The organism is Sodalis praecaptivus (genome assembly GCF_000517425.1).
Taxonomy (GTDB): Bacteria; Pseudomonadota; Gammaproteobacteria; order Enterobacterales; family Enterobacteriaceae; genus Sodalis_A; species Sodalis_A praecaptivus.
Genome location: NZ_CP006569.1, coordinates 1,722,346 through 1,740,169, shown reverse-complemented (window position 1 = coordinate 1,740,169; position 17,824 = coordinate 1,722,346). Strand labels below are relative to the sequence as shown.

Here is a 17,824-nt window from a genome sequence, read left to right as displayed (position 1 = left end):
AACAGGAGAAGCTAATACATGAACGTGATTACAATATTCTCGCTTCCTAATAAAAAGGGGCCGGTTAATGCCTGGCCGGACAGAAGTGCCTTAAGCGCTTGGTCAAAATCGAAAGGTTGGCACAGGCGTCATTTCTATTTAATTCTATTTCACGGCAATGACCCTGAATTCCTAACCCTCCCTCTTCTAATTTGAGGCGCGGCTCCCGCAAAGCCGCCAGCCCGATTGCTACGCCTTGCCATTCACCGGATTGAAGGTCTTTGGTTAAAACGTCGCGTCCTCGTCAACTGTTGCCCCTCTCCCCTTTCGCTCTGACATTGCCTTGGCGATTGAACGGCTTTTGCCTCTTTGCATTTTCTCTCCCATTATCAGTTCTCTTCTTGCCAAATTCCATTATTCCATCCCGCTATCTCACTGTTCCACTTTTCCTCTGTTTCTCTGCTCCTCTGCTCCTCTGCCCCGCTGTTCCTCTGTTCCTCTGTTCCTCTGTTCCTCTGTTCCTCTGCCCCGCTGCTCCTCCGTTCCTCCATTCCTCCGTTCCTCCGTTCCTCCGTTCCTCCGTTCGATTATCATCATTGCGAAGATGAAACTAATCAAAATAAACCAAATACATTTCATTTTGATTTATTTATATTTTGTTTGTGAGCCTCCGCAAGTTCACGGCTTTCCGTTACGCGTAAAGTACCCCTGAAGTGCTCAGCGCGGACGTCACCTGACACGCAGGGCCTCGATGGCCGAGCGCCAAGGCGCTGCTTGGGACGACGTTGCTTGCTTAACGATGCGGCTCTGTGCCGCGTCGTCGCGTGCCTGGCCCTTGCCGGCCACGCGAATAGTGTTAAACGCGAGTCAATCGTGAAGTCAAAAGGAATCGATATGAATATTTATCTCGACAGCGGCGATAGCGCCGCGGTGCAACGCGTGTCGTATAGTCTGCCTATCGCCGGCGTCACGACCAACCCCAGTATTCTCGCCCGCGGGAAGTTGGCCCCCGAGACATGCCTGACGCAGCTTCGCGTGGCGATTGGCCCGGACAAACCGCTGTTTGCCCAAGTACTCGCGGAGACGGCGGAGGAAATGGTGCATGAAGCACGCGCGCTGTATGCGCGCGATCGCGCAACGGTGGTCAAAATCCCGGTCACCCGTGAGGGACTCGCCGCTATCGGCCTACTGCGCGGCAGCGGTATTCCAACGCTTGGGACGGCCGTGTATGCGCCGATACAGGGGCTGCTGGCGGCGCTGGCGGGAGCGGCCTATGTCGCCCCGTATGTCAACCGGATAGATGCCCAAGGCGGCAGCGGCTTGCAATGTGTGCGCGAGCTTCAATCCTTGCTGAGTCAGCATGCCCCCGATTGCCAAATGCTGGCCGCCAGCTTCAAATCGCCGCGGCAGGTGCTGGATTGTATGCTGGCAGGGTGTCGCCATGTGACATTAGCGGTCGACATTGCTGAGCAATTACTGCAAAGCCCGGCGGTCGATGCCGCGGTGGCGCAATTCAAAACGGAGTGGGAACAGGCCTTCGGCCAACAGACGATCGGCACGCCGCAACGCTAACGCCATAGGGCCGCCGCGGCGCCCCAGCCCGCGCAGGCCCCTCGGCGGCGGCGGACACGCCATCCGAACGCCGCAAGCGGTCCCCGATGCCACGGTGCGCCTATCCCGCGCAAGAGCCGCTCAGCAGCCCGGACAACGCCATACCCTACGCACGCCGGAACACGGCCCCCAAGGTCACGGCGGCGGCTCGACCCGCGCAAGCGCGTTCGGCACCCCGGGCAGCCACCTACCTATGCCGCTAACGGCCCCCAGGGCCACGGCGGTGGCCCAACCCGCGCAAGCGCGTTCGGCAGCCGGATCCGCCACGGTTCGGCAATATCGCTTAGCCGATACCCGCCTGATGCAGATCGTGCATATTAATGGCCCCCACCAAGTCACCATCGGCATCGACCACCGGCGCCGCGGTGATTTGCTGCTGATGCAGGGCTTCAAGCGCTGCGCCGGCACGCCAGTCGAGGGGGAGCCGATACCCGGGGGTGGTCATCGCATCAGCGATCGGCGCGGTCAGCGCCCGTCCTTTTACCAGCCAGCGCCGGAGATCGCCGTCGGTAAACACCCCCACTACACGATCCGCGGGGCCGCAGACCGCGGTCAGACCGAGCCCGGTGCGGCTGAGTTCAAACATCGCGTCCATAACCGTACCCTGCACGGCGATGCGCGGAATACGCTCGCCACGGCGCATCACATGATGCACGCGGTTGAGCAATTGCGCCCCCAGGCTGCCGCCAGGGTGTGACCGGGCGAACTGCTCCGGCCCGAAGTCCCGCTGGCGCATCAGCGCCATCGCCAGCGCGTCCCCCATCATCAGCGTGTTTACCGCGCTGGAGGTCGGCGCTAGCCCCATCGGACAGGCTTCACGCTCGACGCTGATGTTAAGCACGCAGGCGGCGCCCTGGGCCAGCGGCGACGTCAGATTGCCGGTCAGCGCAATCACCGGAATCTGGCTTTCCGCCAAAAGCGGCAGCAAGGTGTCCAGCTCGCGCGCGCGGCCAGAATAGGAAATAAACAGCACCACATCGCGGGCATCGATCATGCCCAAATCCCCATGCAGGGCTTCTGCCGGGTGGACAAAAAAGGCCGGCGTGCCGGTACTGGCCAGCGACGCGGCAATTTTCTTGCCGATATGGCCGGATTTACCCATGCCGGCGACAATCACTTTCCCTTCGCAGGCCAGCAGCAATCGGCAGGCGGTGACAATACTACCGTCGAGGCGATCGCGCATCCGCTGCACCTCGCTGATTTCAATGTCCAACGTCTCCCGGGCGAAGGCCAATAACCGTTCATCACTCATCTTCGTTATCCACCACGACGACCTCGATACCGCTATCGCGCAATGCCTGGAGCGTGGCCGGCGGGATACCGTTGTCGGTAATTAAAATGTCCACCGCGCTAAGCGCGCAGACGATATTGGGACTTTTACGGCCGAACTTCGACGAATCCACCAGCAAAATACGCTGCTGTGCGGCCCGGCACATCGCCTGGCTGACCGCATGCAATTCATTGAACGTGGTCACGCCGGCGGTCAAATCGACGCCGTCGGCGCCGATGAACAATTTATCGAAATTGAAATGGGAAAATGCCGCCTCTGCCAGCGTGCCGTGGAAAGAGGCGGAATTTTTCCGATAGGTGCCCCCCGGCATCAAGATCACCTGATCGTTATCCAGTTCGACCAGCTCGTTAACGATGCTCAGGCTATTGGTCATGACGGTAATATTGTTAAATTGCGCCAGCCAGGGCACCATTTGCAACACCGTGCTGCCGGCGTCGAATATCAGCGATTCGCCATCTTTGATCAGCAATGCCGCGCGCCGGGCAATCTGCCGCTTTTTGGCGGTATTGATATGGGTTTTGCGATCGATGGGTTGGTCGCCCTCTTCACGACTGAGCACGACGCCGCCATAGGTGCGTATCACCGCCCCTTCCTCTTCCAACTGGGTCAGATCTTTGCGGATAGTAGTGCCGGTGAGGGCGAAATGCCCGGCAAGATCCTCGACGGAGGTTTTGCCGTGGAGCTGAAGATAGTCGATTATCGCGGCCTGACGCTGCCTGGGTTTCATCATGATATTCTTCCAAACGAAGTATGCCCTTGCCGCCAGGCCGCCGCCAACGGCGGCGGACGAATGAAAGCAAGAATGTTTTAAAATGAAAATATCATGATTTCGGTTCAATCGCTAATGCCAGGGCGGTTTGACATGCCGGTTCCTTAGGATAGATCACAATCGGATTGAGCTGTTCCCGCTGCAAACCTATCAGCTGCGTTAACGGTTGCGGCCGCGCAAACACCGTCATCCCGCGTAAAACGAACCCGCCGCGGACGCTGCCCTGGCCGTCAAACGCCAGCGCCATCACCACCCGCGATCGAAAACGCCCCGATGAGCGGCCGACGCCGACGCATCCCAGCCGCTGTAATTGCATCAGCGCCTGATTAAAGCGCCGCACCTGGCGCCAGCCTAGCAAAATCTGACCGGACCAGGCGAGCAGAGCAAACATAATCAATACCGAGCTCGAACTCATGTTTTCTCTCCTTGGCAACGCCCTCCCCGACGCCCGTCGGGGAGGGCGCCTTAAAACATCACCTGACCGCCGGTAATGTTGATGGATTGCCCCGTGCAATACGAGGCCTTATCGCTGGCGTAAAACAGCAGCGTATTCAGGACGTCCTGATAGTCGCAGCCCCGTTTTAACGGCACTTTATCGATATAATATTGCTCCACCTGTTCGACCGGGATACCCAGCTTCTCGGCGTATTGCGGCAGCAACGACTGAAACATCGGCGATTTCAGTAAATTGCCCAACATCAGGGAGTGCACCGTAATACCATGTTCCGCCAAATCCAGCGCCAACGACTGCGTCAACCCCACCCCACCGAACTTGGCGGCGCTATAGCCGGCGTTATGTTTGCTGCCGACTTTCCCCGATTTCGAGTTGATTTGAATAATACGACCGGCGGTTTTATCGCGGATCATCAGGCGGGAAAATTCACGCGCGCACAGAAAATACCCCACCAGATTGACCTGTAGCGACATATCGAAATCGTTCAGTCTGAATTGGGTAATCGGCGCGGCTTTCGCCACGCCGGCGCTGTAGACCAGCAAATCTACCCTCCCCCAGGCCTTATCCACCTGCTGCGCCAGAGAGATGACGCTCTGCTCGTTAGTGGCATCTACCTGCCAGCCGCGGGCAACCTCTCCCGTCCCCTGTTCGTCCAGTTCCTCGGCAACCTGCCGCGCATGCTCCCCATGCAGGTCGGCCACCGCGACGCGATATCCGGCGTGGGCCAATCCCTGACTTAAAAAAGCGCCAAGGGTCTGCCCACCACCTACTACTACCGCTACCTGTCCCATTACTACCTCCCGTATGATGACATTTATGCCTGTATAGTCAGTTCACTGCCGATTGCAATATCCGAAGGTATGAGCCCTGCGACATGCACCGAGCCAGGAAATTCAGCCTGACCGGCGCCGTCAAAACGGACCGTGATATGCCCCAGTTCGCGCAGATTCTGCGTCGCGACCGCCCCCACCGCCGTAATGGGAAAGGTGCGATCCCCTAGAATCATCGCCCCACCGGCCCGCAGCTCGCCGACGGTTTCGCCGTGGCGATGAATAAAGCAAAACGCCTCAATATCCTCAGGTGCGCCTTCGCGGAACAGAATCACCATATTTTCCGCCAGCGATTCCCGGGCGTTTTCCCCGATGCGGGTAAAGGTGGTGTGATAAACCGTTTTCATGCCAACTCCTTGATTAAAACCCTGCTCGGTAAAGGGCTGTTCAAGCCCTCATCAGTAAATAAAACTCGAGGCGGCCCAGGCCAACAGCACCGTGGGCGCACCGGTGAGAAAACGCCCCACCAGTACCGAAGGCACGCCGACCCGGACGGTATCCTGCTTCGCCTCCGCCAGCGACAGGCCCACCGGGATAAAATCGCAGGCGGCCTGGGCGTTGATGGCAAACAGCGCCGGCAGGGCCAGATGCGGTGGAATGTGCCCGAGCCCGATTTGTACCCCTACCAGCACGCCGATAACCTGGGCAATTACCGCTCCTGGGCCAAGGAAGGGAGATAACAATGGAAATGAGCAAATCAACGCCAGCGTCACCAGCCCAATCGCGCTGTTGGCCAGGGGCGTCAGTCCGTGGGCGATGAAATCCCCCAGCCCAGACGCCATGATGATGCCGATAAGCGCAGAAACGAAAGCCATGAACGGCAAGATGGTTTTCAGCACGGTGTCGATGGTATCGCGCCCCGCCTGGAAGAAGACGGCCACAACAGACCCCATCCCCATGCCGATTTTCGCCAGCACGCCGTCGCTTTGTTCAGTAATTTTACGGCTGCTATCATAATCACGTCCGGGGGAAGACGGCCCCTCGCCCGGGCGCCGGCCTTTCGCCGCGCCGCCTGGCTGAGACGCCGCTGCGCCAGCGGTCCGCCCCTCCCCCGAGCCGGCAGTATCCAACGCCGGTGTTGCCCCGAAGGCGGCTGCGGGCCGCTCCTCGGTTGCGGCAACGGCGCGCGAAACCGCTGTGTCTGGGGCGGTTTGCGCCACGCACCCAGCGTCGGCGCCATGAGAAAATCCGTCAGGACCGGCGGCGTGCGGCGAGGCCGCGCCGGCGGTTTCAGCGCGCGCGCGCGCTCCCGCGCCACGGGCCGCCGACGTCGCGCCGGGCGCCCTGTTAGCGACCACGGGCTGAATATCCTTTTCCCGCACGCCCGAAACGTAAATGTCGGCCACGATGTATTTTGCCAGCGGGCCGGATTGGCCGGTGCCGTGAATATTCACGGTGGGTATGCGGCGTTTGGGATAAATGCCGCATCGCAATGTCCCGCCGCAATCAATCACCACCACGCCTATCTCCTGCGCCGGCGGTTCCCCTTCTTTAAATCCATCGACCGCCGGCCAACCGGTCAATTCGCTAATGCGGTCGACAATCGCCGGCCTCGTGCCGGCAGTGATATAGACAACTTTTTTTCCCGGGGTTGCCTCAAGGAGTAAGGGACCGCCCCAGCCCCCCTCGCCTCTGACAATGCGTATCACGCTGCTCATGGTGCTCTCCTAAATCAAAGCCTGACCTGACGGTCAAGCTGAATGCCCATCTTGCGTTCAAAAATGGACGTGGTCAGATCGGTTATCCAACCGCGGAAAAAATTACTGCACAAACCGACCAACAGATAGCTGACGGCCAGCGGCCCCAGCGGCAGCCCGAGCGTCGTCAGGCCGTTGGCGATACCCAGATAAACGAACAGTTCGCCGGGGTTGATATGGGGAAACAGACCATTCATGGAGTGGCAGCTGTAGGAAGCCGCCGCATAATAGCTGGGCTTATATTTCTCCGGCATAAAGCGCCCTAAACTCAGCGTCATCGGGTTACAAAAGACGAAAGTGCCGATAAGCGGTAACAACAGATAGCGCGATAGCGGATTACCCGCGCAGCGCTGCGCCAGGCGTTCAATACGCGCCTGGCCAACAAAGACGATAAGGGCGTTCATGATGACCAATAAACTGATAAGCAGCGGCAAAATGCCGGTCACCATGCCGACGAAAACCGTCCCCCCTTTTTGAAAGAGACCGATAAACCACTCGGCCCCATGGGTAATCACGTCAATCATTGCTTGCTCCTCTCTGCACGGGTGTGTGAAAGCCATACCTGGCGAAAACGCTAATGAACCGAGAGGAAATATATCCTGTTTAAATTGTTCTTTATCAGAAATTGGTCACAGTTTGAAAGATATATCTTTCACAATGAATTATTCTGCCTTTTGATTTTCACGTTATGCCGGCTTCGAGGCGGTTGAACCCCGCCGAGGCACAGGGGGACGCTGCGCGCATTTCCCCCTTTTTTAGATGAGCTATCGACCCGGAGGGCCTGCGCGGTATGGTTTACGACGCCCACTTCTCGCAGGGGAAGAGGAAGCGTAGGAGAGGGGAGTTACGCTTTAGCGTAAAATTAGGGCATCATAGGCCGCACACGGAAAACGCTTTCCAGTAAACGCTTTCGGCGCCCGAGCGCAATGGCCCGTTGCACCGTGACGAGGTCAGCCGACAGGCGCGCGCCCGCGCCGTCCTGATGAGGCCACGCCTGATGGCGCGCGGGCGCAGCCTACGCGGGCGCGAAAAGAAAAATGTAACGGCGGGCACGGGCACGCCGCTGAGACGCATGACAGGACATTGACCCATAGCCATGACAACTTCCATCTCCCCCTCCCTGCCGATGTTCGATGGTCATAACGACGCGTTGCTGCGCCTATGGCTTAACGGTGCCGGCGATCCCGCCGCCGCTTTCGTGCAGGGTACGCCAGATGGCCATCTGGATTTACCGCGCTGTTTGCGCGGCGGTTTCGCCGGCGGGCTGTTTGCCGCCTTCGTCCCGCCCCCCAGCTACCTCGCCCGCCACGCCCCGGCGCAAGCGCTGCCCGAGCGGAGCGATGATCTGCCCACGCCGGCGGAGTCCCGCGCCATCACGCTCGCCCAGTTGGCCATCCTGCGCCGTATTGAGGTCGTCTCCGGCGCCCGCGCCCGCCTGTGTCGCAGCGTGGCGGACATTCGCCGCTGTATGGCCCAAGGCACGATTGCCATGGTCATGCACCTGGAAGGCGCCGACGCGCTGGACACGTCCCTGTCGCTGCTGGAAGAGTGGCACACCGCCGGGTTGCGCAGCCTCGGCCCGGTTTGGAATCGGCGTAATGCCTTCGGCACCGGCATCCAGGGACGCTTTCCCGAACCTCCCGCCGCCGGTGCCGGCTTGACGCCTGCCGGTAAACGTTTGATACAGCGTTGCCTTCAGCTTCGCATCATGGTGGATGTCTCCCATATGGATGCAACCGGTTTCTGGCAAACCGCCGAGCTGGGGGGCGCGCCGCTGGTCGCCACCCATTCCAACGCCTATGCGCTCTGCCCGCAGCCGCGCAATCTCACGGATGCGCAGCTGGCGGCCATCCGCCAGAGCGGCGGTTTTGTCGGCGTTAATTTCGGCACCGCGTTTTTACGCGCCGACGGCAAGCGCACCCCCGACACCGGCGTGGATGAAATCGTGCGTCACATCGATTACTTACTCCATAAAGTGGGAGAGGATGGCGTCGGGCTAGGCTCCGATTTTGACGGTGTTAATGTGCCGGGGGAGATGGCGGATGTAGCGGGACTGCCGTTATTGGCTCAGGCGCTGGCGCGCCAGGGTTATGATCGCGCGCTACAGGAGAAAATTGCCTACGGTAACTGGTTGCGGGTGCTGGAGCGCACCTGGAAATGTTAACGAACGAGATATTTTGTAATAACACCATTAATGATCATCGAAAGTATTGTGGTTATACTTCTGTTGGCCAGTAAGGCTGACGTTATCCACTACCGACAGGAGGAAAGAGTATGAAGTGGACCAAACCTGACTTTATCGATCTACGCATTGGCCTGGAAGTGACGCTGTACATGTCCAACCGCTAATCGCTCAGGTCCACAGCGCCCCTGTGGACTTTTTTTTCCTCTCACAGGGAGTCTGCCATGCAGATTCGCATACTGGGTACCGCGGCCGGCGGTGGATTTCCCCAGTGGAACTGCAACTGCCGCAATTGCCGCCGCCAGCGCAGCGGAGAACTGAATGTCCCGTCCCGCACCCAATCTTCTATTGCCGTCAGCGACGATGGGCGTGACTGGGTGGTGTGTAACGTGTCGCCGGATATTGCCCAGCAGATTGCCGCCAACCCGGCCCTGCGCAATGATAGCGTACTGCGCGGCACGGCCATTGGCGCCATTATTCTCACCGATAGCCAGATCGATCACTGCGCCGGGCTGCTCAGCCTGCGCGAAGGGTGTCCGCACGATGTCTGGTGTACGCCCGAGGTGTACGACGATTTAACCGAGGGTTTTCCGGTATTCACCCTTTTGCAACACTGGAACGGCGGCCTGCGTCACCATGCCTTAACGCCAGAGCAGCCGTTTACCGTCAAGGTGTGCCCGGCACTCCGATTTACCGCCATTCCGCTACTGAGCAACGCGCCGCCCTACTCGCGTTATCGCGACCGGCCGCTGCCGGGCCACAATATCGCCTTGCTGGTGGAAGACAGCCGCAGCGGCAAACGGCTGTTTTATGCCCCCGGGCTCGGCGAACCGACGCCCGCCTTACTTGCCTGGATGCGTCACGCCGATTGCCTACTGCTGGACGGCACGCTGTGGACGGACGATGAAATGCAGACCGCCGGCGTGGGCACCCATCGCGGTCAGGAGATGGGGCATTTGGCGCTCGGCGGCGAACAAGGCTTGCTGGCGATGTTCAGCGAGATGCCCGCCGAGCGCAAAATCGTTATTCATATTAACAATACCAACCCCATCCTTGACGATGCTTCGCCGGAGCGCCGGCGGCTTATGCAGCAGGGCATCGAGGTGAGCTGGGACGGTATGCACATCGAATTATAGGAATTGCCCATGGACCAGACCCTAGCCGCCCCGCTTTCCCCTGCTGCCTTTGAACAGGCGTTAAGGGATAAAGGGGCCTACTATCACATCCACCATCCTTACCATATTGCGATGCACAACGGTCAGGCTACACGGGCGCAGATCCAGGGGTGGGTGGCAAACCGCTTTTATTATCAGGTTTCGATCCCCCTGAAAGACGCCGCCATTATGGCCAATTGCCCCGACCCTGCGGTGCGTCGGCAATGGATCCAGCGCATTTTGGATCACGACGGCCGCGAGGGCCAGGAAGGCGGCATGGATGCCTGGCTACGGCTGGGCGAGGCGGTCGGTCTGGCGCCGGAGGAGCTGCTGTCGCAGCGGCGGGTGTTGCCAGGGGTGCGTTTCGCGGTGGACGCCTATGTCAATTTTGCCCGCCGCGCCTGCTGGCAAGAAGCGGCCTGCAGCTCGTTGACCGAACTGTTCGCGCCGCATATCCATCAGTCGCGCCTAGACAGTTGGCCGCAGCACTATCCCTGGATTGACGGCGCCGGCTACGATTATTTCCGCAACCGCCTGAGCCAGGCGAATCGCGATGTGGAGCACGGTCTGCAGCTGGCGCTGACGTACTTCCGTACCTACGAATCGCAACAGCGGATGCTGCAGATCCTGCAGTTCAAGCTGGACATTCTCTGGAGCATGCTTGATGCCATGAGCATGGCCTATGAACTCCATCGCCCCCCCTACCACACGGTAACCGCACAACCGGTTTGGCACCACGGAGGGCTGGTATGAAACCGGTGGGTCGGGAGGCTGTGCCCGCTTTTCGCCGCGGCTTTCGCCTGCAGTGGGAAGCGGTACAGAATTGCCATGTGGTGCTGTACCCGGAGGGCATGGTCAAGCTCAACGACAGCGCCGCCGCCATTCTGCTGCTGGTGGATGGCGAACGGCGTATTAGCGAGATAATCGACCAGCTTGCCGCCCGTTTCCCGGCGGCGGGCGATATTGGCGCCGACATCGACGAATTTATGCAGAGGGCGTATGAACAAAAATGGATCCGCTTTGACGACTGAGGCGGCCGCACAGGTAAATCCACCGCTGTGGTTGCTGGCGGAACTGACCTTTCGCTGTCCGCTACAGTGCCCCTATTGTTCCAATCCGCTGGATTTCGCCCAGCAGGATCAAGAGCTAACCACCGGGCAGTGGATCGAGGTTTTTCGCCAGGCACGCGAGCTAGGCAGCGTCCAGCTCGGCTTTTCCGGCGGGGAGCCGCTGGTGCGCCAGGACTTGGGCGAACTCATCGGCGCGGCGTCGCAAATGGGGTTTTACACCAATTTGCTGACCTCCGGCATCGGCCTGAGCGAGAAAAAGATCGCCCGTTTCGCTCGCGCCGGGCTGGATCATATTCAACTCAGTTTCCAGGCCAGCGACGAGACGCTTAACGCCGCGCTGGCGGGATCGGCAAAGGCGTTCCAACAAAAACTGGCGATGGCGCGCGCCGTAAAAGCCCATGGCTATCCGATGGTGCTCAATTTTGTACTGCATCGACACAATATCGATCAGATCGATCGCATTATTGAACTCTGCCTGCAATTGGAGGCCGACGATGTCGAGCTGGCGACCTGTCAATTTTACGGCTGGGCCAAACTCAATCGCGCCGGCCTGCTGCCCACCCGCGAGCAAATCGAACGGGCTGAACAGGTGGTCAATCGTTATCGTACGCGCATGAAAGCCGAAGGCAATTTGACCCGGCTGCTGTTTGTGACCCCGGACTATTATGAAGAGCGTCCCAAAGGCTGCATGGGCGGCTGGGGCGCGCTGTTTATGTGCGTAACGCCCGACGGCACCGCCCTGCCCTGCCATAGCGCCAGACAGCTCCCGGTTCGGTTCCCCTCGGTGCGCGAACATGACTTACGCCATATCTGGTATCACTCGTTCGGCTTCAACCGCTATCGCGGCCAGGACTGGATGCCCGAGCCGTGCCGATCCTGCGATGAAAAAGAGAAGGATTTCGGCGGCTGTCGCTGCCAGGCATTTCTTCTCACGGGCGATGCCGCCAATGCCGATCCGGTCTGCGCCAAATCGCCCCATCACGACAAAATCCTGGCCGCGCGCGAGGAAGCCTACACCACCAAAATTCGTATTGGCGAACTGAATTTCCGCAACCGCTCCACGTCGCAGCTGTTTGCCAAGCCGTGAGCGCCTCGTCATGAGTGCGTCTGTCTCCCGTGACGCGGTCTGTACCGCCTGGCAATTGCCCAACGGCCTGGCGGTACGGGTGCTCAGCACGCCGGGGAAGCCGCGCGCCGCCGCCCTGCTGTCCGTGGCGGCCGGCAGCCATAACGAACCGCAGGCGTGGCCCGGTCTCGCGCATCTCCTGGAGCATGTCCTGTTCGGTGACAGCCAGCAGTACCGCGGTGCCGAGCGTTTGATGCCCTGGACGGAAGCCGCCGGCGGCCAGGTCAATGCCAGCACCGAGGCGGCCAGCACGCAGTTTTTCTTTGAGGTGCCGGCAGCGGCGCTGGCGGAGGGCGTCCGTCGGCTGGTGGCAATGCTGGCGTTGCCAGCATTGTCGACAGAGGCCACGATGCGGGAAGTGGCGGTGATTGATGCAGAATACCGCGCCCGCGGCCGCGACGGTGACACTCTTACCGAAGCGGCGCTGGCATGGGCGGTGGCCGAGGGACATCCGCTGCACCGTTTTTGCGCCGGTAACCGGGATGCGTTGGGCGCCTGCCCTGCGGCGCTGCAGCGCGCGCTGCGCGCCTATCATCAGCGCTGTTTTCATGCCGCCAACATGACGCTGTGGTTGCAGGGACCGCAGAGCGAGCAAGCCCTGCGCGCTATCGCCGTCGCCTGCGCCCCGACGCTTGCAGTGCGTCCCGCAGGCCCCCCCCCAGCCGGTCCGCCGCCCTTGAATTGGCGCCTGGCCGGCCCGCTGACGCTCCGTTGTCCCGGCATGCCGCGCCTGGTGCTGGCTTTTGCGGTGACGGACATGGCCGCAGGGGCACCCGCGCCGCTGCCGCTGTTTAGGCAATTGTTGCAGGATGAGGCCGCCGGCAGCCTGCTGGATCACTTGCGCGTGCGCGGGTTATGCGACGGAGTGCGACTGCTGCCTTGCTATCAGAACGCCGATCAAGGGATCGTGGCGCTGGAGTTCTCTTTACTGCCGGGCGGCGTAACGCGTGAGGGAGAGATTGCCGCGCTACTGCTGCGCTGGCTGGCCGCGCTGCGCGAATTACCGCCCCGCTCGCTGCGGCACTACGCCGGATTGGCGGACGCGGCGCTCGCTCGCTTAGCGCCGATGCAGCAGTTGCGCGCGCGTGCCGAGGCGTTGATCCCGCCTGCGACGCCGGCGTTATCGTCGCAGGCCTGCCCGTCGGCGCCGTGGGCGCGCTGGCTGGCACAACTGGACGCCCGCGCGCCGCTGCAACTGAGCATCGCCGCCGATCTGCCCGGCAGAACGGTAATAAGCCAGGGCTTCTCGCTGCGGCTGGGTGACGACGGCGCTACACCGTCGGCCCCCCCTTTTGGCGCGCCGTCAGGGCATTCACACGCGGCAGCGGCAGGTCTAAAGACCGAATCACCCCCGCCTCCCGACCCCGCCTTTCGTTTTTTCCCCTTCCCGGCACCCAAAGCGCCTGACCTACAGCCCGACCGCGCAGTCAGGCTGCGTTATCGCCCGGCACCGCGCCGGCGCGCCGTGCTGTTGCTGCGCCCGCAGACGGCAGGACACTGGGACGAGCGCCTGGTCTACGGTATGCAGTGCGCCCTGCGACCGGCAGCGGGCGCGCTGGCGCATCGGGGAGGGCTGCTGTCGTTCCAGCCTGAAGCGGGCCGCTGGACGCTGCTGCTCAGCGCGACGCCGGCGCAGATGCCGACCGCACTGGCGCATACCATTGACCGTCTGCGGTCGTTGACGGCGTATGATATCCAACAGGGGCTTTGGCGCCGGCAGGCGCACCGGCAACACATGGAGGCGGAAATACCGGCACGGGCATTGCTGCATGCGCTGTCGCTGTGGCTGAACGCGCCTTTGCCGGCGGCCGATGAGCGTCCGCTCACGCCGGAAACTATCAGCATCGACGCCATGCGCTGGGAAGCGCTGCTCTACGGCGGCGAGTTGGACCCTGTGGCGCGTCTGCTCGCCAGGTTTCCCGGCAGCGTGGTCCCGCCTGCCCGTCCGACCCCGGCGCCGCGGCCGCCGGCCTCCTGGCTTGAGGTGAACACCGCCAATCGCGAAGCGGCGCTGCTGCTGTTTTGCCCGGCGCCGGCGCGGTCGGTGCCGGCAAACGCCGCCTGGCGGCTACTGGCGCTGCTGTATCAGCCGCGTTTTTTCCAGCGCCTGCGGGTGGACCAGCAGATTGGCTATATTGTTAGCTGCCGGTTCTATACCGCCGCGGAACAGGACGGCATACTGTTTATTCTGCAATCGCCACGGTGCAGCGCAGCGGCGCTCTACGCCCATCTTCTCGCCTTTTTGACGGACATGTCCGCAACGCTGGCCACGCTGCCCGCCGCCGAGCTGGCGGCTCTCAACGCTTCGCTGACGCAGTCGCTGGGCCAGCCGCCGGCGGATAATCTCGCCCAGGCCAAGGCAGATTGGCACCAGGATGGGCGGCAGCGCCACGCGCGACTGGTGCAGGCGGCAACGGCCCTCAGCCCCCAAACGCTGCTGCGCTACCACCAGCGTCTGCTGCGGGAAAACGCACGTTGGTGGCGGCTGAGTAATCAGAGGCCACCCGTTTAGCCCTGGCGCGCGCCCTTTAGCGATCGTCTTCGCGATTATCAGCCAGCACTGTCGTTGGTTAAATAGCTTATTAATTTCTTATGCTAACAAAGGAAATAAAAGCACGGATAAATAAACCAACAAAAAAATAAACGCAGCCATTAAATGAGTGCACACGGTTTTTATTTCCGCCGTTAATACGGCTTTGGACAATATCCGTTACCGTTACAGACAAATTATTTACTTAATTTTAGGAATGTTTTAAGCAGCAGTTGAAAAAAAAGGTATTCTTGCCTCAACAGGGCCTTGGCGATAATGATTTTTACGCCACGCTGAACGACAGCGGGATCATTCTCCGCTGCCGGAGGAGTAAATAACCCAATCAGTGCGCTAACGCACGCTATTACCCGCCGCCTAATCTGTGCGGCTACGCTGTTCGGCTTTGCCACGGCGGCGCGCGCAATGGACGGTGGCGAGGAACGCGGCTTTATTGCATCCCCCTGTCATTTAATCGGTAATTAATGTCGTATTGACAATATTACGCTATAACACTTTCGGCGATCGCTGCATCACGCCGTCAATATAAACATACTATAAGGTTAATACCCCATGAAAAGATCTTTGTTATTGATGACGCCGCTATTGTTGGCCGGCATGACTCTTTCCGCTTTCGGCGCCCAGCCTATTACGCGGCAGGACGCCGTCAATAAACAGGCCTTGGGCACCATCTCCGTCACCGGCGCCGCGAATTTAGATGAATTAGAGCGCAATATCGCGCAAAAAGCGGATCGGGCCGGCGCAAAATATTATGTAATTATCGCCACCACCGGAAAAAATCGGCTACACGGCGACGCCTTGCTTTACCAATAATCGCTTCGCTCCGTCATTCTTGGCAGCTTGATCGCAATCTGGCGATAGACCCGGCGCTGGCGCTCGCCCCTCCCGCGTCTTTCAGGTTATGATGCCCCAGGACTGTATCCACCCTGGAGGCGAAAATGACGGCATGGGATCCGGCGCTCCCGCGCTGCATATGGGCACGTAATGATGCCCTCATGCGCGATTATCACGACACGGAATGGGGCGTGCCGCAGCATGACGGCCGTATGCTGTGGGAAATGCTGATGCTGGAAGGCTTTCAAGCCGGGTTGTCCTGGATTACCGTGCTGCGAAAACGCGCGGCTTTCCGCGAAGCGTTTTGCGGCTTTGACCCACGCCAGGTGGCCGCGTTCACCGAGCAGGACGTACAACGCCTGCTGGCCGATGCGGGTATTATCCGCGCTCGCGCGAAAATTGAGGCGACGATCGCCGGCGCCCGCCTCTATTGCCACATGGCGGACCACGGGGAATCATTCAGCGACTTTTGCTGGCATTTCACCGGCGGGGAGGTGCTGAAAGGCGACGGCGTCACGCAGGTCGCCTCGACGCCGCTTTCAACGCGGATTTCCTCTGAGCTGAAAAAACGCGGCTTTAAATTTGTAGGGCCGACGATTGTTTACGCCTGGATGCAGGCCGTCGGAATAGTGAACGATCACAGCGCCGAATGCTTCTGCCGAGAGCGCCGGGCCCCCCGCCGCTAATCCAGAGCGTTGCCGACGGGGCGCTGTTCGCCCCGCACGGCATGGAGTGACATCTTCGCAGGGGCAAGCCCGCTATTGTCGCTGCAAATGGCTTGGGGCCTCCTCCCGCTCACACGGCGCCAGACGGTCCGCATGATAACCGCCGGCGCCGCTATCGCCGGCGCAAGCGGTTCAGCCGCAGGGTTAGCCTTGCCGGGCGTTTTGCACGCTCTCAGCCAGCGCGCCGTCCAGCGCGCCCACCAACCAGTCGATATCCCCTGGCTGAAACGCCAGCGGCGGACGCAATTTCAATACGTTGCCGTATGGGCCGGCCACAGACGTCAGCACGAAGCGATCGCGCAATTTTTCAATGACATCCAGCGCCAACGCTTTATCCGGCGTTTTGCGCTCGCGATCGCTCACCAGTTCAAAACCGATAAACAACCCGGCGCCGCGCACGTCGCCCACGCAAGAGTATTTTGCCGCCAGCCCCCGCAGTTCCTCCTGCAGCCGGTTGCCGACGCGAAGGCTATGGGCCTGGAGATCTTCGCGCGCAATGACGTCCAGCACCGCCTCTGCCGCCGCCATCGATACCGGATTGCCGCCAAAAGTATTGAAATACGGAATGCGATCGCTGAATGCAGCCAGCACCTCACTTTTGGCCAGCAGGCCGGAAACGGGCATGCCATTGCCCATGGGCTTGCCGACGGTGACAATATCCGGCACCACGCCGTGGCGGGCGAATCCCCAGAAGGCTTCGCCGGTGCGGGCAAAACCGGGCTGAACTTCATCGGCGATAAATACGCCGCCATTGTTATGCACCACCTCCACCGCCGGCTGCAAGAATCCGCGCGGTCCGACCATGACGCCGTCCGAGGAGAAGATGGAATCCGCCAGCAGCCCGGCGAATTTAATGCCGTGCGCCGCCATATCGTCGATTTGCCGCTGAATTTCATTGGCGAACCAGGCGCCTAAATCCGACGTCTCGACGCGATAACGATCCGGCGGCGCTACCAGCCGGGTGGTCGGCGCCAGCGGCTGACCGCTGCCCAGCGCCGGGGACGCGCCAGAGGTGAGATCGCTGGTGCCATGGTAGGCTTCCTGGCTGACGATAATCCCCGTGCCGCCGCTCCAAGCGCGGGCGACCCGGATGGCCAGGTCGTTGGCTTCGGAGCCGGTACACATGTACATGGCGCGGTCGATTTCCGCCGGCAGAGTGGCCAGCAGCCGTTCGCTATAATCGAGGATGGTTTCATGCAGATAGCGGGTATGGGTATTCAACTGGCTCATCTGCCGCTGGACGGCGTCGATAACCGCCGGATGACAGTGGCCGATACTGGCGACATTGTTGTACGCATCCAGATATTGATGTCCGGCGGCATCCCACAAATATTGCCCCTTGCCGCGCACCAAATGCACCGGCTTGCGATAAAACAGCCGGTAGGATCCTCCCAGCAACCTGCCGCGCCGCTCGGTCAACCGCCGGGCGTCGTCATCCAGACCCGCCGCATGCTCCGCACGAAAACTGTTCGTATCCATGATGGTAGAACGTGACGCCATAATGCTTTCCCCTGAACGCTGTTAACCTTTTGCCGGCATCGCCCGCGCTGAAGA

Annotated in this window: 18 protein-coding genes and 1 pseudogene; 10 read left to right on the top strand and 9 right to left on the bottom strand. The window is 60.6% G+C overall.

Features of this window, described 5'->3' with window-relative positions:
* Window positions 1-873 precede the first annotated feature (873 nt).
* Window positions 874-1,551: a fructose-6-phosphate aldolase gene (locus SANT_RS07680; protein WP_025421712.1), complete on the top strand. Its 678-nt coding sequence runs from the start codon at window positions 874-876 to the stop codon at window positions 1,549-1,551.
* A 322-nt stretch (window positions 1,552-1,873) separates the two neighbouring features.
* On the opposite strand, the gene gutQ is transcribed toward SANT_RS07680, so the two are convergent.
* The 8 genes and pseudogenes from gutQ to srlA all read right to left on the bottom strand — a co-directional run bounded on the left by gutQ (window position 1,874) and on the right by srlA (window position 7,155).
* A complete protein-coding gene (gutQ, locus tag SANT_RS07675; protein WP_025421711.1) occupies window positions 1,874-2,842 on the bottom strand; it encodes an arabinose-5-phosphate isomerase GutQ in 969 nt (322 codons plus the stop codon).
* Complete coding sequence (gene srlR, locus SANT_RS07670) at window positions 2,835-3,608, bottom strand: glucitol operon DNA-binding transcriptional repressor SrlR (RefSeq protein WP_025421710.1); 774 nt, start codon at window positions 3,606-3,608, stop codon at window positions 2,835-2,837. Before srlR ends, gutQ begins: the two co-directional genes overlap by 8 nt.
* Window positions 3,609-3,702: 94 nt before the next feature.
* Window positions 3,703-4,065, bottom strand: a complete 363-nt coding sequence (locus SANT_RS07665; RefSeq protein ID WP_025421709.1) for a transcriptional regulator GutM — start codon at window positions 4,063-4,065, stop codon at window positions 3,703-3,705.
* 50 nt (window positions 4,066-4,115) lie between these two features.
* Window positions 4,116-4,895: a sorbitol-6-phosphate dehydrogenase gene (gene srlD, locus SANT_RS07660; RefSeq protein WP_025421708.1), complete on the bottom strand. Its 780-nt coding sequence runs from the start codon at window positions 4,893-4,895 to the stop codon at window positions 4,116-4,118.
* Window positions 4,896-4,918: 23 nt separating this feature from the next.
* Complete coding sequence (gene srlB, locus SANT_RS07655) at window positions 4,919-5,281, bottom strand: PTS glucitol/sorbitol transporter subunit IIA (RefSeq protein ID WP_025421707.1); 363 nt, start codon at window positions 5,279-5,281, stop codon at window positions 4,919-4,921.
* Between the two features lie 51 nt (window positions 5,282-5,332).
* Window positions 5,333-6,232, bottom strand: coding sequence for a hypothetical protein (locus SANT_RS24870; protein ID WP_420480356.1), 900 nt, complete (start codon window positions 6,230-6,232; stop codon window positions 5,333-5,335).
* Window positions 6,233-6,247: 15 nt separating this feature from the next.
* A pseudogene (gene srlE, locus SANT_RS07645) lies at window positions 6,248-6,592 on the bottom strand (PTS glucitol/sorbitol transporter subunit IIB); the annotation flags it as partial.
* Window positions 6,593-6,606: 14 nt separating this feature from the next.
* Complete coding sequence (srlA, locus tag SANT_RS07640; RefSeq protein ID WP_025421705.1) at window positions 6,607-7,155, bottom strand: PTS glucitol/sorbitol transporter subunit IIC; 549 nt, start codon at window positions 7,153-7,155, stop codon at window positions 6,607-6,609.
* Between the two features lie 572 nt (window positions 7,156-7,727).
* On the opposite strand from srlA, the gene SANT_RS07635 reads away from it, so the two are divergent.
* The 9 genes from SANT_RS07635 (at window position 7,728) to SANT_RS07600 (ending at window position 16,231) form a co-directional block, all read left to right on the top strand.
* Window positions 7,728-8,795, top strand: coding sequence for a dipeptidase (locus tag SANT_RS07635; protein ID WP_025421704.1), 1,068 nt, complete (start codon window positions 7,728-7,730; stop codon window positions 8,793-8,795).
* A 110-nt stretch (window positions 8,796-8,905) separates the two neighbouring features.
* A complete protein-coding gene (pqqA, locus tag SANT_RS23290) occupies window positions 8,906-8,980 on the top strand; it encodes a pyrroloquinoline quinone precursor peptide PqqA (RefSeq protein ID WP_071882068.1) in 75 nt (24 codons plus the stop codon).
* A gap of 57 nt (window positions 8,981-9,037) precedes the next feature.
* Window positions 9,038-9,949 (top strand): pyrroloquinoline quinone biosynthesis protein PqqB, encoded by a 912-nt coding sequence (gene pqqB, locus SANT_RS07630; protein WP_025421703.1) that lies wholly within the window; start codon window positions 9,038-9,040, stop codon window positions 9,947-9,949.
* 9 nt (window positions 9,950-9,958) lie between these two features.
* Window positions 9,959-10,720 carry a pyrroloquinoline-quinone synthase PqqC gene (gene pqqC / locus SANT_RS07625; RefSeq protein ID WP_025421702.1) on the top strand — a complete coding sequence of 254 codons (762 nt, stop codon included), beginning with the start codon at window positions 9,959-9,961 and terminating at the stop codon, window positions 10,718-10,720.
* Window positions 10,721-10,725: 5 nt separating this feature from the next.
* Entirely contained in the window at window positions 10,726-10,998 is a 273-nt protein-coding gene (gene pqqD, locus SANT_RS07620; RefSeq protein WP_025421701.1) for a pyrroloquinoline quinone biosynthesis peptide chaperone PqqD, read from the top strand.
* Window positions 10,988-12,124 (top strand): pyrroloquinoline quinone biosynthesis protein PqqE, encoded by a 1,137-nt coding sequence (gene pqqE / locus SANT_RS07615; RefSeq protein WP_237234664.1) that lies wholly within the window; start codon window positions 10,988-10,990, stop codon window positions 12,122-12,124. The genes pqqD and pqqE overlap by 11 nt, the downstream gene beginning before the upstream one ends.
* 10 nt (window positions 12,125-12,134) lie before the next feature.
* Window positions 12,135-14,675, top strand: a complete 2,541-nt coding sequence (pqqF, locus tag SANT_RS07610; RefSeq protein WP_025421699.1) for a pyrroloquinoline quinone biosynthesis protein PqqF — start codon at window positions 12,135-12,137, stop codon at window positions 14,673-14,675.
* A gap of 588 nt (window positions 14,676-15,263) precedes the next feature.
* Window positions 15,264-15,524, top strand: coding sequence for a DUF1471 domain-containing protein (locus tag SANT_RS07605; RefSeq protein ID WP_025421698.1), 261 nt, complete (start codon window positions 15,264-15,266; stop codon window positions 15,522-15,524).
* Between the two features lie 125 nt (window positions 15,525-15,649).
* Window positions 15,650-16,231 carry a DNA-3-methyladenine glycosylase I gene (locus tag SANT_RS07600; protein ID WP_025421697.1) on the top strand — a complete coding sequence of 194 codons (582 nt, stop codon included), beginning with the start codon at window positions 15,650-15,652 and terminating at the stop codon, window positions 16,229-16,231.
* A gap of 183 nt (window positions 16,232-16,414) precedes the next feature.
* On the opposite strand, the gene SANT_RS07595 is transcribed toward SANT_RS07600, so the two are convergent.
* On the bottom strand, window positions 16,415-17,770 hold the full coding sequence (locus tag SANT_RS07595) for an aspartate aminotransferase family protein (RefSeq protein ID WP_025421696.1): 1,356 nt from the start codon (window positions 17,768-17,770) through the stop codon (window positions 16,415-16,417).
* Between the last annotated feature and the right edge of the window lie 54 nt (window positions 17,771-17,824).

Excerpts from the sequence above, each read along its gene's own strand:
- SANT_RS07680 (WP_025421712.1), top strand. The coding sequence starts at position 874 with ATGAATATTTATCTCGACAGCGGCGATAGCGCCGCGGTGCAACGCGTG.
- gutQ (WP_025421711.1), bottom strand. The coding sequence starts at position 2,842 with ATGAGTGATGAACGGTTATTGGCCTTCGCCCGGGAGACGTTGGACATT.
- srlR (WP_025421710.1), bottom strand. The coding sequence starts at position 3,608 with ATGAAACCCAGGCAGCGTCAGGCCGCGATAATCGACTATCTTCAGCTC.
- SANT_RS07665 (WP_025421709.1), bottom strand. The coding sequence starts at position 4,065 with ATGAGTTCGAGCTCGGTATTGATTATGTTTGCTCTGCTCGCCTGGTCC.
- srlD (WP_025421708.1), bottom strand. The coding sequence starts at position 4,895 with ATGGGACAGGTAGCGGTAGTAGTAGGTGGTGGGCAGACCCTTGGCGCT.
- srlB (WP_025421707.1), bottom strand. The coding sequence starts at position 5,281 with ATGAAAACGGTTTATCACACCACCTTTACCCGCATCGGGGAAAACGCC.
- srlA (WP_025421705.1), bottom strand. The coding sequence starts at position 7,155 with ATGATTGACGTGATTACCCATGGGGCCGAGTGGTTTATCGGTCTCTTT.
- SANT_RS07635 (WP_025421704.1), top strand. The coding sequence starts at position 7,728 with ATGACAACTTCCATCTCCCCCTCCCTGCCGATGTTCGATGGTCATAAC.
- pqqB (WP_025421703.1), top strand. The coding sequence starts at position 9,038 with ATGCAGATTCGCATACTGGGTACCGCGGCCGGCGGTGGATTTCCCCAG.
- pqqC (WP_025421702.1), top strand. The coding sequence starts at position 9,959 with ATGGACCAGACCCTAGCCGCCCCGCTTTCCCCTGCTGCCTTTGAACAG.
- pqqF (WP_025421699.1), top strand. The coding sequence starts at position 12,135 with ATGAGTGCGTCTGTCTCCCGTGACGCGGTCTGTACCGCCTGGCAATTG.
- SANT_RS07605 (WP_025421698.1), top strand. The coding sequence starts at position 15,264 with ATGAAAAGATCTTTGTTATTGATGACGCCGCTATTGTTGGCCGGCATG.
- SANT_RS07600 (WP_025421697.1), top strand. The coding sequence starts at position 15,650 with ATGACGGCATGGGATCCGGCGCTCCCGCGCTGCATATGGGCACGTAAT.
- SANT_RS07595 (WP_025421696.1), bottom strand. The coding sequence starts at position 17,770 with ATGGCGTCACGTTCTACCATCATGGATACGAACAGTTTTCGTGCGGAG.